Below are 14850 nucleotides of genomic sequence, written 5' to 3' on the forward strand. Positions count from 1 at the left end.
GGAGAAGATACGCTCCCTCTGGATGAAGCACATTTGGAGGAGGGATGCGAGAGAGTTGAACGCGACTGAAGGCGGCCCGCAAGCCCCTTACGGGCATCAGCAGCAAGGATAAAGGAGGCTACTCCCCCGCAACGCCTCCCTTTGGAAAACAAAAGACCCCTGGCGCGAAAACTCGCCGGGGGCCTTGGCATCAAAAACGAAAGGACAGCCTACAGGTTGGCGGCGTACCAGTCGCCGGCCAGACGCAGGCCGGTGCGCACGTCGAACTGGGGCTCATAGCCCAGCAGGGTGCGGGCACGGGTGATGTCGGCCAGGGAGTGGCGCACGTCACCGGCACGGAAGTCGCGGTGCGTGGCCGTGGCCGTGGCGGCTTCGGGCATGTGGCGCACCACTTCCTCACGGATGAGGTCGAACAGTTCGTTCAGGGTCGTGCGCTGGCCAAAGGCCACGTTGTAGACCTTGTTGCGGGCTTCGTCCGTGGCGAAGCTGGCCAGCAGGTTGGCCTGCACCACGTTGTCGATGTAGCAGAAGTCGCGGCTGGTCTCGCCGTCGCCGTTGACGAAGACGGTCTCTTTCTTCAGCAGGCTGGCGAACCACTGGGGGATGACGGCGGCGTAGGCGCCGTAGGGATCCTGACGCTGGCCGAAGACGTTGAAGTAGCGCAGGCCCACGGTGGTGAAGCCGTAGCAGCGGGCGAAGACGTCGGCGTAGAGCTCGTCCACATACTTGGTCACGGCATAGGGCGACAGGGGGTTGCCGATCTTGTCTTCCACCTTGGGCAGCTCGGGGGAATCGCCGTAGGTGGAGGAGGACGCGGCGTAGACGAAGCTCTTCACGCCCGCATCGCGCGCGGCCACCAGCATGTTAAGGTAGCCGGTGATGTTGCAGCTGTTGGACAGGATGGGATCGTCGATGGAGCGCGGCACGGAACCCAGGGCGGCTTCATGCAGCACATGATCCACACCTTCGCAGGCCTTGCGGCAGGTATCCAGATCGCGGATGTCGCCTTCGATGAAGGTGAAGCGGCTCCAGGCTTCGGGGCCCACCAGGGCTTCCACCATGTCCAGGTTCTTCTGGTAACCGGTGAGGAAGTTGTCCAGACCCACCACGGTCTGCCCCATCTTGAGCAGATGTTCCAGCAGGTTGGAGCCGATGAAACCGGCAACGCCGGTCACCAGCCAGGTGGAGGGTTCGGCACGCATTTTTTCGCACAGTTGGGTATAGGCGGTCATATTGCCTTCCTTATCAGAGGTCGTGGTTGCCCGCCGGGAGGCCGCGAAAACGGGAGGACCCGCCTTCGCGGCACAGACGGCGTGCTTTCCTTGTACGCTGTGCCGACGCCGCTGTCAAAAGACGGCCCCCCTGCCCCGGCAGGAGCTTTTTTGCCGCATCCTGCCGGAATCGCGTTTTTTTGTTCACATCCTGTCCCCGCCCGCAGGGCCCCTTTGCCTCTTTTCAGCGGCAAGGGATGCTGGTATAGCCCGTGAAGAGCCCACCAAACAGGGGGCCGGCCGCACCCGGCCGACACGTCTCCCCTTTCCGGTCCGGCCAGGCGGGGACGGTCTTTGCCCCGCAGGACAGACAGCGCCCCATCACGGAGCGTACCCGCCGGACAGGTGGGCAAAGGATATGCCGTGAAAATACTCATCCTGGGCAATCAGGCCCGTTCCACTTCCAATTTCTGGACCGTCCTCATGCGCCGCATGCGTGCCGCCGGGCATGAGGTCCTTTGCGCCGTGCCCGCGGGCGACGACGCTGCCGAGGCCGCCATCCGCGCCATCGGCGAAGAAGATCCCGCCTTCCGGAAAGGCCCGGCCGTGCGCCTGTGCCATTATCCCCTGGACCGCAAGGGCCTCAATCCCCTGCGCGACATGGCCACCATGCACGCCCTGTACCGCCTGTTCAGGCAGGAAAAGCCGGACCTGCTCTTCGCCTCCACCATCAAGCCCGTCATCTACGGCTGCATGGCGGCGCGTCTGGCGCGGGTGCCGCACATCTACGCCACCATCACCGGCCTGGGCTACGCCTTCGAGGCGGACAACTTCTTCAAGAAATGCGTCAACCGCCTGAGCATCGGCCTGTACCACTGCGCCCTTGCCGGGGCCGAAGGCGTGTTTTTCCAGAACCGCGACGACGCGGAGCTGTTCCGCAAGGTCGGCATCCTGCGCCGCAGCGCGCGCGTGCTCATGGCGCGCGGCACCGGTGTGGACATCCGCCGCTTTGCCGAAGCGCCCCTGCCGCCCCTGCCCGCCGAAGGCTGCGCCCCCGAAGAACGGGAGATCATCTTCCTGCTGGTGGGCCGTCTGCTGGAGGCCAAGGGCCTGCCCGAATACGCCGCCGCGGCCAAGGAACTGAAAACGCAGTACCCCGCCGCCCGCTTCCAGCTGCTGGGCCCGCCGGAACAGGGCCTGGGCAGCGTGGATCTGGCCCAGGTGCGCCGCTGGCAGGACGAAGGCAGCATCGAATACCTGGGCGAGACCCGCGACGTGCGCCCCTATGTGGAGGCCTGCCACGCGCTGGTGCTGCCTTCGTGGCGTGAAGGCACGCCCACGTCCATCATGGAAGGCATGAGCATGGGCCGCGCCGCCGTGGTCACGGATGTGCCCGGCTGCCGCGAGGTGGTGGAAGACGGCGTCAACGGCTGCATCTGCGCCGCCCACGATCCCCGGGCGCTGGCCGCCGCCATGCGCCGCCTGCTGGACGAACCCGGACTGCTGGTCCGCATGGGGGCCGCCGGCCGGGATCTGGCCTGCCGCGAATTCGATGCCGAAGTCGTGGCCGAGAAGATCCTGGTCGACATGCGCGTGCCCCGCGCGGCCGGATAAACAAGCAACCATGCGGGCCCGTGGCGGCCCGCTCCTGTCCCGGCCCCGCCGGGACGACGGTGTCTCGCGGTCACAGGGACAGCCCGCCCGCCGCAGGCGGCCCACAGGCCTGTCCCGTCCACTGTACGAAAAAATGGAGAAACTATGATCAGCCGTTACCGCATGGCATTGATGCAGGTGGTGGACCTGTGCTGCATCCTGCTGGCCCTGGCCGTTTCGGGCATGGTGACCATCGCGCCCGACCTGAGCGTCTTTGACGACTACACCGGCGCCTCCCTGTTCACCATCTTCTTCTATCTGCTGTTCTTCTACATCCTCGATGCCTACAGCGTGGGCATGGAAGACTTCAAGGACACCCTGGGCCGCATCCTGGTGGCCTGCGTGCTGGGCATCATCAGCTCGGCCACGGCGTCCTTCGCCCTGGAGAACTGGCGCTTCGACCGCGTGACCGTGCTCCTGCTCTTCGCGCTCTCCTTCGTGTTCTGCCTGGGCTGGCGCTTCCTCTACTACCTCAATGCCGACAAGCTGACCCATCCCCTGCGCGTCCTGCTGGTGGGCGTGGACCGCGGCGGCAAGGTGCGCAAGCTGCTGGCCGAAGGCCTGCCCAAGGCCCGCATCCTGGGCTATGTGGGTGAAAAGGACCAAGATCCCGACGCCGGTGAGTGCTTTGGCCCGCCCTTCATGGCCCTGGAAGCCGCCAAGAAGCACGGCGCGACCATGATCGTGCTCCTGCCCGACGCCCCCATCGACGACGACATCGCCCATGACCTGCTGGAAGCCAAGCTGCACGGCGCCATGGTGGTGGACATCCGCACCTTCTACGAGCATGTGGTGCAGCGCCTGCCCCTTTCCCAGATCACCGAGGAATGGCTGCTGCAGACCGAAGGCTTTTCGCTCAACACCCGCGGCAGCCTGCGCCGCCTGAAGCGCGCCTTCGACCTGTTCCTGTCCCTGATGCTGCTCATCCCGGCCGCGCCCATCATGCTCATCACCGCCCTGCTGATCCGCCTGGAATCGCCGGGCCCGGTCATCTACCGTCAGGATCGTGTGGGCCTGTATGAAAAGGAATTCACGGTCTACAAGTTCCGCTCCATGCGTACCGACGCCGAAAAGAACGGCGCCGTCTGGGCCGCCGCCAATGACGCCCGCGTGACCCGCGTGGGCAAGTTCATCCGCAAGGTGCGCATCGACGAGCTGCCCCAGATCTGGAACATCATCAAGGGCGACATGAGCTTCATCGGTCCCCGTCCCGAACGCATGACCTTCGTGAAGCAGCTCAAGGAACACATCCCCTATTACAGCCTGCGCCATACCGTGAAGCCCGGCCTCACCGGCTGGGCCCAGGTCTGCTACCCCTACGGCGCCAATGAGGAAGATGCCCGCCACAAGCTGGAATACGACCTGTTCTATGTGAAGAACATCTCCATCCTGCTGGACATCCACATCATCTTCAAGACCGTGGGCGTGGTGCTCTTCCCCAAGGGCGCGCGCTAGGCCGGACATCCCGGTACACGCACGACGGGGCGGATCAGCCGGCTGATCCGCCCCGTTTTTTTCTTCCCGTCCGAATGCAGAGGGGCCCAAAGACGGCCCTGCGTAACTCAGGGATGCTCCTGCCCCGTGCGCTGCTGCCGTGCCTGACAGTACTGGCAGTTCTCGCCGTCGATGAGGCTCTTCAGGATGCCGCAGCCCCCTTCCCGGCTGCCGTCGCATTTGTGGTACAGGGATTCAAGATGCGCCCTGAGGTGCTCAAGATCCCGTATCTGCTGCTCCACCGCTTCGATATGCGTGCGGATGAGCCTGTTGATCCAGTCGCAGCTGCCCGTGGGATGGTCGCTGTATACCAGCAGGGTGCGGATCTCGTCCAGGCTCATGCCGTGCCGGCGGCAATGCCGGATGAAGCGCAACCGCGCGATGTCCTCGTCCCCGTAAAGACGATAGTTCCGTTCCGTGCGTTCCGGGCGTTTCAGCAGCCCTTCCTTCTCGTAATAGCGGATGGTGACCACCTGACAGCCGGTCATCTTCGCCAGCTCGCCTATCTTCACTTTCATGCGCCTCCTCCGATCCGGCTTGTCCGGGGCGGAACGGCAGCTGCGGAAAAAATTTTTTCCCAACGCTTCCTCCCCTCTTGACCCTATAGTTACTATAGGCCCTATGGTCTGTCTATAGCAAGAACGACCAGGGGACGCCGGACACCGGCATCCCCGTGGAGGAACGACCATGAGCAGTGAAACACTGTTTTTATGCCCCTGCGGTGCCCGGCACCCGCACGGCTTCGTATGTGACAAGGTACTTCATGCCACCCTGCCCGCCGGGCACGAACACCACGGCCACGAGCACGGCAGCCACAGCCATGACCACAGCCACGAGTGCTGCGGCCATGACCACGGGCACGGCGACCACCCGCACGCCCATGCGGAAAGCTGCCATGCGCATGACCACGAAAGCTGCGACCACGACCATGCGCACGAGCACGGCTCCTGCTGCTGCGGCCATGACGCGCCCCAGGCCGTGGACTGGAGCACGCTGGCGGCCCCTTCCGCCACGCGCGCCGTGTACCGCATCCTCAACATGGACTGCCCCATGGAAGAGGCGCTCATCAGGAAGAAGCTGGCCACTGTGCCCGGCATCACCGGCCTCACCTTCAACCTCATGCAGCGCGTGCTCACCGTGGAGCATGAGCTCCCGTCCACCGCGTCCATCGAGGCGGCCCTGAAGGCCATCGACATGACGCCGGAGCCGCTGGATGCCGCCGAAGGCGCCACGGCCGTCTTTGCGGTGAGCGGCATGGACTGCCCCACGGAAGAACGCCTCATCCGCAAGGCCTTGGAGGGCCTGCCAGGCCTGCTCGGCCTTGAGATCGACCTGATGCAGCGCCATGTGCGCGTGCGGCACGAGCCCGCGGCCCTCCCGGCCATCACCGCCGCTCTGGAAGGGCTGGACATGGGCGCCCGGCTGCTGGAAGGCACGACACAGGCGCACGATGCCATCCCGGCCCCCCGCATCCCCTGGAAGCGGCTGGCCGTGGCCGGCGGCTTTGCCGCCCTTTCCGAGATCCTGGAGCTCATCCAGCACTGGGGGGCGCGTCCCTTCGGTCTCGATATGGCCTCCTGGAGCGTGGGCGGCTGGCCCGTGCTGACGCTCCTGCCCCTGTGCTGCGCCCTCATCGCCATCCTGCTGAGCGGCCTGACCACCTACCGCAAGGGCTGGCTGGCCGTCTCCAACCTCGACCTGAACATCAATGCCCTCATGTCAGTGGCCGTCACCGGGGCCGTGCTCATCGGGCAGTTCCCGGAAGCCGCCATGGTCATGGTGCTGTTCAACGTCTCGGAAGCTATCGAGGCCAAGGCCCTGGACAGGGCCCGCAACGCCATCAAGGACCTGCTGGCCTTGGCGCCCGATACGGCCACGGTGCTGCGTGAGGACGGCAGCTGGCAGGAAGCCGACATCCGCACGGTGGCCGTGGGCAGCCGTGTGCGCGTGCGCCCCGGCGAAAAGATCGCCCTGGACGGTCTGGTGCTGGACGGCCGTTCCCTGGTGGACCAGTCGCCCATCACCGGCGAGAGCATGCCGGTGGAAAAGCAGGCCGGGGACACGGTCTACGCCGGGACCCTCAATACCTCCGGCTCCTTTGAATTCCGGGTGACCGCCGCGGCCACGGACACCACGCTGGCCCGCATCATCCATGCCGTGGAAGAGGCCCAGGGCAGCCGCGCCCCCATGCAGCGCTTTGTGGATACCTTCGCGCGCTACTACACCCCGGCCGTCTTCCTGGTGGCTCTGCTGGCCGCCCTGGTGCCGCCCCTGTTCCTGGGCAGCGCCTGGACGGACGCCATCTATACCGCGCTGGTGATACTGGTCATCGGCTGCCCCTGCGCCCTGGTCATCTCCACGCCGGTGAGCATCGTCAGCGGCATGGCCGCCGCCACCCGCTACGGCATCCTCATCAAGGGCGGCATGTTCCTGGAACAGGGCAGACGCCTCGACTGCCTGGCCCTGGACAAGACCGGCACCCTCACCCACGGCAAGCCGCGCCAGACCGACTGCCTTTGCACGGGGCAGGAAGATGAAGCGGCCGTCCGTTCGCTGGCGGCCAGTCTGGCGGCCCGCTCCGACCATCCCGTTTCCGGGGCCATCGCCCAGGCCGCCCTGGCGGACCACATCCCCCTGCAGGACGTGGACGACTTCACGGCCCTGCCCGGTCAGGGCGTCAGCGGCATCATGGCCGGCCGGCGCTGGTATCTGGGCAACCGCGCCCTTGCGGCATCGCTGGGCCGGTACCCGGCAGCCCTCGACGAACGGATCTCCCGGCTGGAGCAGCAGGGCAAGACCGTGGTCGCACTCGTGGGCGACAACGGCATCCGGGCCCTGTTCGCCGTGGCCGATACGCTCAAGGCAAGCAGTCTGGAAGCTGTCAGGGAACTGAAGGCACTGGGCGTGACCACGGTCATGCTCACCGGAGACAACGAACACACGGCAGCGGCCATCGCCCGTCAGGTGGGCGTGGACAGCTTCAAGGCCGGTCTGCTCCCGGCGGACAAGCTCGCCGTCATTGAGGAACTGGAAGCCCGGGGACACAAGGTGGGCATGGTGGGCGACGGCATCAACGACGCCCCGGCGCTGGCCCGGGCCGACGTCGGTTTCGCCATGGCCGGCAACGGCACGGACACCGCCATCGAGACCGCCGACGTGGCGCTCATGGACGACGACCTGCGCAAGATCCCCCGCTTCATCCGCCTGTCCCGGGCCACCTTTGCCATCCTGGTGCAGAACATCACGCTGGCGCTGGGCGTCAAGGCGCTGTTCTTCGCCCTGACCTTCACCGGTCACGCCACCATGTGGATGGCCGTCTTCGCCGACGTGGGCACGGCCCTGCTGGTGGTGGCCAACGGCCTGCGGGCCATGCGGCAATAGAGATGCCCGGCTGCGGCAGCTGCAGCCGCTGCTTCATGGGACTCTGCACTTGTCTGTGAGGCCCCGCTGCTTCCCATCCCCTGAATGAAAGACCGGGACAGTCCCTGAGGGACTGTCCCGGTCTTTTCTTATCCATACGGCACCCGGATGCCCGTTTTCCCTGCACGGTCAGAACAACTGCCCGCCGGTCATGGGCAAATGCGCCCTGCGGCTGAGGCCCGTCGGCACCGGAGCGTGGCCTTCCCGCAGCGTATGGGAACACCGCGCACGCCACAGGGCCGGAGGCCTCACTGCCGCCGCTTGAACAGTTTCTCCAGCGCCACGGCATCCCAGCGCAGGATGCTGGGGCGGCCGTGGGGGCAGTATTCCCGCTCCGGCGTATGCAGCCACTGGCGCAGCAGGGCCGCGGCCTCGTCATCGGCCAGACGCTGCCCGGCCTTGATGGCGCCCTTGCAGGACAGGGAAATGAACATGGCGCGAATATCGTCCTTGCGACCGGCCAGCACCTCGCGCAGGAATTCCCCGGCTTCGCTGCGGGACAGGGAAGGCGGGATGCCCCGGGCCAGCAGGCGGCCGCCGGAGCAGGAGACATCGAAGCCCATGCGCTCCAGATTGTCGCGTACTTCCAGAAAGCGCTCTTCTTCCACCGGCTGCAGGGCCAGCTCCAGCGGCAGGGCCAGGCACTGGGCCGTGCCCGCGAAGGCCCCCTTGCGCAAACGCTCGTAAAGCACGCGCTCGTGCGCCGCGTGCTGGTCCAGCAGCATCAGGGCGCCGGAAGCATCGCGCAGGACAAGGTAGGTCTCGGCCACCTGGCCCAGATAGGTCAGGCCGCCCACCACCAGCTCATGCCGTCCGGCGACGCTTTCGTCCGTCACGGCAGTACCGGGACCGCAGACGGCCTCCCCGGTTCCCGGCAGGCCCTCCGGCCCGTCCGTCTCCGGCACAGGAAAGCTTTCCGCTGCGGTCCCGTCCGAGCCTTCACGGCCTGCTGCAGTCGTCACATGGTCGGGCGGCATGGCCATGCGGGCCGTCTGCCGGGCGCTCTCGAAAAATTCCTGTCTGTCGGCGGACAAACGTCCCGTCCCCTCCGCATCCTCCGCAAAGGACGCGACCGAAAACGCCGAAGGAGGCACGGCTTCCCGCAGGCCCGCAGGGGCCGTCCGCCCGGAGGCGAAGGCCGCCGCACTGCCGGACGACGACGGCATGGACGGGGCATCCGCCACGCTTCCCGTGCCCGTCATGGCCCCAGGGGCCGTGCCGTCGTCCGCATCGGGCCGCCGCACCTGCCACTGGCCTTCGTCTTCCCGCGTCTCGTCCTCCGCATGCCGCATCAGGGGCGCGGCATCGGCGCTGCCCCAAAAGCCCTGCGGGCGCGGGGGCAGGTCGTCCCACAGGCGGGACTGCGCCGCCACGGGACGGGCATCGTCGGCTTCACGGGCCGCATCCAGCACGCTTTCCACATCGCTGACCAGGGCCCCCTGCACGGCATGGAGCACGGCGGAAAAGACCGAGGACTCGTCCCGGAAACGGACTTCGCTCTTGGCCGGATGCACGTTGACGTCCACCATGTCGGGCGGCATGTCCACAAAGAGCACCACCTGCGGATAGTCCCGGCTGGTGATGCGCCCCTTGTAGGCCTCACGCACGGCGGCCAGCAGGCGCTTGTCGCTGACGCTGCGGCCGTTGACGTACAGCAGGATGCGGTCCCCGCGCTGCTGGCTCACCGACGGCAGGGCCGCCAGCCCCCGGGCCCGGATGCCGTGGCGTTCGGCATCGAACGGCCGCAGGGCCTCCACCACCAGACGCGGCCACAGCAGGGCCAGGCGGTCGCGCAGGCTCTGCCCGGGCAAAAAGCGCAGGGCCTCGCGTTCCCCGGCCCTGAGAGTGAAACCCACGTCGCAGCGGGCCAGCGCCAGACGCACCAGCCAGTCCTGGGCCCGTTTGAGCTCCGTGGCCGGGGTCTTCAAAAACTTGAGCCGTGCGGGTATATTGGTGAACAGATCGCGCACTTCCACGATGGTGCCCCGATGCAGGGCCGAAGGCTCCACCGCCAGCAGGCGGCCGAATTCCACCACGATGCGGCTGGCCTCCGTCCCGCCGTCGGCTCCGGTCACGGCGGATTCCATGCTGAAGCGGGCCACCGAGGCGATGCTCGGCAGGGCCTCGCCACGGAAGCCGTAGGACGCGATATGCTCAAGATCGTCCATGCTGGCGATCTTGCTGGTGGCGTGACGGGTCACGGCCAGTTCCAGTTCACCGGGGGCGATGCCCGCGCCGTCGTCCTGCACGCGGATGCAGCTCTGGCCGCCGTTCTCCAAAAACACGTCCACGCGCGTGGCGCCGGCATCCAGGCTGTTTTCCACCAGTTCCTTGACCACACTGGCCGGGCGCTCCACCACCTCGCCGGCGGCGATCTGATTGCGCAACTCAGGCGGTAACAAACGAATATGACGAGATACTCCAGACATGCGGCCACTCTATCCGGCCGCCAGATGCAAGGCAAGCGCGCCCTCCGGCGCCCCCTCAACCGCAGACGCCCCCTGCTGCACGGCAGCCGCTCCCTGAGCGCGCGGCAAGAGGCCCCCCATACGGTCAACGTGCCCGTGCTGCCGCAGCCGGAAGCCTTCGATCCCGACATGCTCTATGTGGAGTGCGGCCATTGCGGCGCGCCCATCGTCTGGGAAAAGGGGCGCACCCGCCGCCTGCTGGCGGCCGTGGGCATCGACCCGCTGGAACTGGATGCCAGCTGCGTGCTGATCACCGACTCCTGCCCCCTGTGCGGCGGCAAGGGCCGCTACACCATCCAGATCTACCGCATCAGCGCGGCCCGCAGCGCCCGCCACGTGTTCTACGCGGGCAATGCCTGATCCTTCCCGCAGAGCCAAAACAGGGCGCCCGTCTCCTTCAGGAGACGGGCGCCCTGTTTTTTATATTTCCGAACCTGCCGGACATCTTCCCCAAAGCCCGGCGAACACAGGCCCGGCGTCCGGGGCCCATCCCTGCTGCCGCAGGCACACCACGAATCCGTATCCCCCAGCCTCGGCCGATCCCGTCAAAACGCGCTGGGGAGGGGATGGGGCTTGGGGAAAGGGGCCCGCGTTGGCAACGACCGAATGGCGGCCCAAAGGGCCGTGCCCGTCAGCGACAAAGGAGCTTTACGGGCATCGACAGCAGAGATGATGGGTCCCCCTTCCCCCCAAAATCCGCACAGCCCCTAACTATCCTCGCGCCGGCCTTTCTGGCCTCCCCACTGGCTGAGCAGCACCCCGGCCACCACCAGCACCGAGGCCATGTACTGGCCGGGCAAGAAGACCTCGCGCAGCAGGATGACGCCGCTGGCCAGGGTCAGGATGGGGATAAGGTTGGTGTAGGCGGCGGCACCGGCGGCGGAAAGACGGCTGACCCCCACGTTGTACAGGCCGTAGCCCCCCAGCGAGACCACCCCGCCCAGATAGACCACACTGGCCCAGGGGGCCCAGTCCGGCACTTCCACATGCAGCAGCACGGGCGTGTAGTCCAGGGGCGCCAGCGCCAGCAGCCCGGCAAAAAAGCTCATGCCCACGAAGGACTGCACGGCCGTGATCTGCAAGGGCGAATAGGCGGCGGAAAGACGCCGGGCCAGCACGGTATACAGGGCGGCGCAGACCATGGCCAGCCCCTCGAAGAAATTGCCCAGCACGGGCGCCGTGGCGGTCTCGTCCACGGCCGACTGCAGGGAGAGCCAGACCACCCCGGCCACGGCCAGGGCAAAGCCTATCCAGCCGCGCAGGCTGACCCGCTCGCCCAGCAGACGCCAGGCCACCACGGCGGTGATGAGCGGCAGCAGCGAGATGATCATGCCCGCCTGCGAGGCCGTGGTCAGGCACAGGGCGCGGGTCTCCAGCAAAAAGTAGCAGCAGGGCTCGGCAAAGGCCATGAGCAGGAGCCAGCGCCACTGCCCCTTGCGGCGCAGGTCGCGCAGCAGCCCGCCCCACAGCGGCAGGAACAGCAGTGTGGCCACGCCCATGCGCCCGGCCATGACCGTGAACGGATCCAGCGCGCTGAGCGCGATGCGCAGGGCCACATAGGACGTGCTCCAGAAAACCATGGCCAGCAGCAGGGCCAGATGCGGCCAGATGCGAACCCACATGACGATATCTCCTCCTCGGTAGCCGGGGCCGGAGGCGCGGCCGGTCCGGGCCTCCCTGCGTCGCAGCAGCATGCCAAAGCCGGGGCAAAAGGTCGAGCGAAAGAGCAGCCCGTCCGCACACATACCGCAGGGTACCTCCCCGGCACGGCTGCCCGCCCTGCCGCCCCGTACCGTGCACAAAAGTCCCCCACACCTTGCTTGCCCAGCCGTACGATAGAGCGTATTGCAAAGTTCCGGGCTGCCTCTGCCCGGTACTTTTCCATGAAACATGAGGAGATGCCATGAGCATGCGTCTTTCCCGTTCCATCGTGGGCGAAGCCGAGGCCGAAGCCGTCCGGCGCGTCATCGTCGAAGACGGTTATCTGGGCATGGGACACGAGACCTGCCTGTTCGAACAGGAACTGGCCGCCTATCTGGGCGTGGCGCCCGAACAGGTGGTGACCACCAACACGGGCACCGCCGCCCTGACCCTGGCCGTGGACGCCATCGCCCCGCGCGATGCCGCCCGCAAGCCGCAGATCCTGGTGCCGTCCCTGACCTTCGTGGCCTCCTTCCAGGCCATCGAGGCCGCCGGTTGCGAGCCCGTGGCCTGTGACGTGCTGGCCGAGACCGGCACCATCGACCTCAAGGACGCCGCCCGCCGCATCACGCCCGACACGCTGGCCATCATGCCCGTCCACTACGCCAGCAACCCCTGGCACCTGGACGAGGTCCATGCCTTCGCCAAAGAACACGGCCTGCGCGTCATCGAAGACGCCGCCCATGCCTTCGGCTGCCTGCACCACGGCCGCAAGATCGGCAGCTTCGGGGACGTGGTCTGTTTCAGCTTTGACGGCATCAAGAACATCACCTCCGGCGAAGGCGGCTGCGCCGTCTTCTTCAATGCCACGGAAGCCGGCTATGCCGCCGACGCCCGCCTGCTCTCGGTGGAAGGCGACACCCGCTCCCGCTTTGCCGGCACCCGCACCTGGGACCCGGACGTGAAGCGCATCGGCTGGCGCTTCCACATGAGCAACATCATGGCCGCCATCGGCCGCGTGCAGCTCTCGCGTCTGGACGGGGAATTCATCCCGGCCCGCCGCGCCCTGGGCGACATCTACCGGCAGCGTCTGGCGGGGCTGGACGGCCTGCGCCTCCTGCAGACCGACCCGCAGGACTTCGTGGTGCCGCACATCGTCTGCGTGCGCGTGCTCAACGGCCGCAAGGACGAGCTTAAGGCCGCCCTCACCGCCGCGGGCATCCCTGTGGGCGTCCACTACAAGCCCAACCATCTGCTGAGCCTGTTCCGCCCCGCTCCGGGCTCCCTGCCCCTGCCCGTGACGGAGCAGCTTTACGGCGAACTGGTGACCCTGCCCATGCATCCCGGCCTGAGCGCCGCCGATGTGGAACACATCTGCGACGTCATCACGGCAACCCTGGCCTGACCTTTCCCGATAACGGAGCCGCCGCAGGCGGCTCCGCCCGTCCGGCCCCTGCCGGTACGGGGCCATGCCCGGCGCATGCCACCCGAACATGCCATGACGATACTGTCCGAGACCACGGCCTTTGCCCGCAGCCTGCTGTCCCGTTCCCTGCTCCGTTTCGGCATGGTGGGCAGCAGCGCCACCCTCTGCTATCTCTGGGCGGGCCATCTGCTCGTCAGCTGGGCCCGCTGGCCCGCCCCGGCGGCCCATGGCCTTGCCGGGCTGCTGGCCCTGCTGGCTGCCTATGCCGGGCACTGTTTCTGGACGTTCGGCATCAGGGGCGGCGACCACGCCCGCATGCTGCCCCGCTTCGTCCTGGTGCAGGGCGCGGGCCTCTGGCTGGGCGACCTGTTCGCCCGGGGGCTCGGCTGGTGCGGCGTCCCCCACGGTCTGGCCCTGCCTGCCGCCTCCCTGGCGGCCCCGCTCTTCCTCTATCTGCTGTGCCGTCTCTGGGTCTTCCGGCCCGTACGCTCCATGAACCTGTCGCCCCCGTCATCGCGAGGTACATCCATGCATCATGTCCCCATGTCCGAGGCCCCCGTGGTCTCCGTCATCATGAACTGCCTGAACAGCTCCGAACATCTGCAGGAGACCCTGGACAGCCTGGCCGCCCAGACCTTCACCGATTTCGAGGTCATCTTCTGGGACAACGGCTCCACGGACAGCAGCCCGCAGATAGCCAGGGGCCATGCCGGGCTGGCCGGCCGCCTGCGCTATTTTCGCGGCGAAGAGACCGTGCCCCTGGGCGCGGCCCGCAATCTGGCCATCGCCCGGAGCCGGGGCCGCTATGTGGCCTTTCTGGACTGCGACGACCTGTGGCGGCCCGAAAAGCTGGCCCGTCAGGTGGCCTGCTTCGAAGCCGATCCGCATGTGGGCCTGGTCAGCACCGATACCGAGATCTTCGACGGCAAACATGTGCTGAAGCGCCTGTTCGCCGAGTCCCGCCCCCAGCGCGGCAAGGCCTTTGCCGCCCTCATGGAACGGCAGTGGATCTCCATGTCCTCGGCCATGCTCTCCCGCGCGGCCCTGGACAGCGTGGTCTGCCCGCCCGCCCGTGAGGGAGGCGCGCCGGTCTGGTTCGACGAGAGCCTCAACGTTTGCGAGGAGGCCGATATCTTCTACCGCGTGGCCCATGACTGGGAACTGGATCATGTGGACGCGCCCCTGACCCTGTGGCGGGTGCACGGCAACAACACCACCTTCCGCAAGTTCGGCCAGTTCTCGGACGAGACCCTGTACATCCTGGAAAAGCACCGCCGCCTCTGGCCCGGCTATGATGCGGCGCATCCCGAACTCGTCAGCCTGCTGACGCGCCGCGCCGCCTTCCAGAAGGCCGTGAGTCTGTGGCGCGAAGGGCGCGGCAGCGAGGCCCGCGCCGTCATCCGGCCCTGGCGTGACGGCTCGCGCAAATACCGCCTGTTCTGGTGGGCCAGCTATCTGCCCGGGGCCTGCTTCGACCTGGCCGCGCGTCTGTATTTTGCCCTGCCCTCCGTGATCCGCCGCCGCTAGGGGATACTGG

10 protein-coding genes are annotated in these 14850 nt (G+C 67.1%); 6 read left to right on the forward strand and 4 right to left on the reverse strand.

Annotated elements, in window-relative coordinates; translation table 11 throughout:
- Positions 1–209: 209 nt before the first annotated feature.
- Complete coding sequence (locus tag ACQRAG_RS06635) at positions 210–1232, reverse strand: NAD-dependent epimerase/dehydratase family protein (protein ID WP_204674160.1); 1023 nt, start codon at positions 1230–1232, stop codon at positions 210–212.
- 402 nt (positions 1233–1634) lie between these two features.
- Here ACQRAG_RS06635 and ACQRAG_RS06640 point away from each other — a divergent pair, with 402 nt between their 5' ends.
- Together ACQRAG_RS06640 and ACQRAG_RS06645 are read left to right on the forward strand one after the other, a co-directional pair.
- Positions 1635–2825, forward strand: a complete 1191-nt coding sequence (locus ACQRAG_RS06640) for a glycosyltransferase family 4 protein (RefSeq protein ID WP_204674159.1) — start codon at positions 1635–1637, stop codon at positions 2823–2825.
- A gap of 144 nt (positions 2826–2969) precedes the next feature.
- Positions 2970–4319 (forward strand): sugar transferase, encoded by a 1350-nt coding sequence (locus tag ACQRAG_RS06645; protein WP_168935323.1) that lies wholly within the window; start codon positions 2970–2972, stop codon positions 4317–4319.
- Positions 4320–4426: 107 nt separating this feature from the next.
- Here ACQRAG_RS06645 and ACQRAG_RS06650 read toward each other — a convergent pair whose 3' ends face one another.
- Complete coding sequence (locus ACQRAG_RS06650) at positions 4427–4876, reverse strand: Cd(II)/Pb(II)-responsive transcriptional regulator (protein ID WP_168935322.1); 450 nt, start codon at positions 4874–4876, stop codon at positions 4427–4429.
- A gap of 169 nt (positions 4877–5045) precedes the next feature.
- Here ACQRAG_RS06650 and ACQRAG_RS06655 point away from each other — a divergent pair, with 169 nt between their 5' ends.
- Positions 5046–7739 (forward strand): heavy metal translocating P-type ATPase, encoded by a 2694-nt coding sequence (locus tag ACQRAG_RS06655; RefSeq protein ID WP_427803811.1) that lies wholly within the window; start codon positions 5046–5048, stop codon positions 7737–7739.
- A 287-nt stretch (positions 7740–8026) separates the two neighbouring features.
- On the opposite strand, the gene mutL is transcribed toward ACQRAG_RS06655, so the two are convergent.
- Positions 8027–10207 carry a DNA mismatch repair endonuclease MutL gene (mutL, locus tag ACQRAG_RS06660; protein ID WP_304037505.1) on the reverse strand — a complete coding sequence of 727 codons (2181 nt, stop codon included), beginning with the start codon at positions 10205–10207 and terminating at the stop codon, positions 8027–8029.
- 24 nt (positions 10208–10231) lie between these two features.
- On the opposite strand from mutL, the gene ACQRAG_RS06665 reads away from it, so the two are divergent.
- Positions 10232–10606, forward strand: coding sequence for a hypothetical protein (locus ACQRAG_RS06665; protein ID WP_239463824.1), 375 nt, complete (start codon positions 10232–10234; stop codon positions 10604–10606).
- Positions 10607–10953: 347 nt separating this feature from the next.
- On the opposite strand, the gene ACQRAG_RS06670 is transcribed toward ACQRAG_RS06665, so the two are convergent.
- Positions 10954–11868 (reverse strand): DMT family transporter, encoded by a 915-nt coding sequence (locus tag ACQRAG_RS06670; RefSeq protein ID WP_040369675.1) that lies wholly within the window; start codon positions 11866–11868, stop codon positions 10954–10956.
- 281 nt (positions 11869–12149) lie between these two features.
- Here ACQRAG_RS06670 and ACQRAG_RS06675 point away from each other — a divergent pair, with 281 nt between their 5' ends.
- Together ACQRAG_RS06675 and ACQRAG_RS06680 are read left to right on the forward strand one after the other, a co-directional pair.
- Positions 12150–13292 (forward strand): DegT/DnrJ/EryC1/StrS family aminotransferase, encoded by a 1143-nt coding sequence (locus ACQRAG_RS06675; protein WP_204626403.1) that lies wholly within the window; start codon positions 12150–12152, stop codon positions 13290–13292.
- 93 nt (positions 13293–13385) lie between these two features.
- The gene (locus tag ACQRAG_RS06680; protein ID WP_289615908.1) at positions 13386–14840 is read left to right on the forward strand and encodes a glycosyltransferase family 2 protein; all 1455 of its coding nucleotides are present in this window, start codon (positions 13386–13388) and stop codon (positions 14838–14840) included.
- The last annotated feature ends 10 nt before the right edge of the window (positions 14841–14850 follow it).

Origin of the sequence: Desulfovibrio sp. SGI.230, assembly GCF_050313065.1 — a bacterium.
Classification (GTDB): Bacteria; Desulfobacterota; Desulfovibrionia; order Desulfovibrionales; family Desulfovibrionaceae; genus Desulfovibrio.

Coding starts and splice junctions, on each gene's coding strand:
- mutL (WP_304037505.1), bottom strand. CDS start 10,207: ATGTCTGGAGTATCTCGTCATATTCGTTTGTTACCGCCTGAGTTGCGC.
- ACQRAG_RS06670 (WP_040369675.1), bottom strand. CDS start 11,868: ATGTGGGTTCGCATCTGGCCGCATCTGGCCCTGCTGCTGGCCATGGTT.
- ACQRAG_RS06645 (WP_168935323.1), top strand. CDS start 2,970: ATGATCAGCCGTTACCGCATGGCATTGATGCAGGTGGTGGACCTGTGC.
- ACQRAG_RS06650 (WP_168935322.1), bottom strand. CDS start 4,876: ATGAAAGTGAAGATAGGCGAGCTGGCGAAGATGACCGGCTGTCAGGTG.
- ACQRAG_RS06655 (WP_427803811.1), top strand. CDS start 5,046: ATGAGCAGTGAAACACTGTTTTTATGCCCCTGCGGTGCCCGGCACCCG.
- ACQRAG_RS06665 (WP_239463824.1), top strand. CDS start 10,232: ATGCAAGGCAAGCGCGCCCTCCGGCGCCCCCTCAACCGCAGACGCCCC.
- ACQRAG_RS06680 (WP_289615908.1), top strand. CDS start 13,386: ATGACGATACTGTCCGAGACCACGGCCTTTGCCCGCAGCCTGCTGTCC.
- ACQRAG_RS06675 (WP_204626403.1), top strand. CDS start 12,150: ATGAGCATGCGTCTTTCCCGTTCCATCGTGGGCGAAGCCGAGGCCGAA.
- ACQRAG_RS06635 (WP_204674160.1), bottom strand. CDS start 1,232: ATGACCGCCTATACCCAACTGTGCGAAAAAATGCGTGCCGAACCCTCC.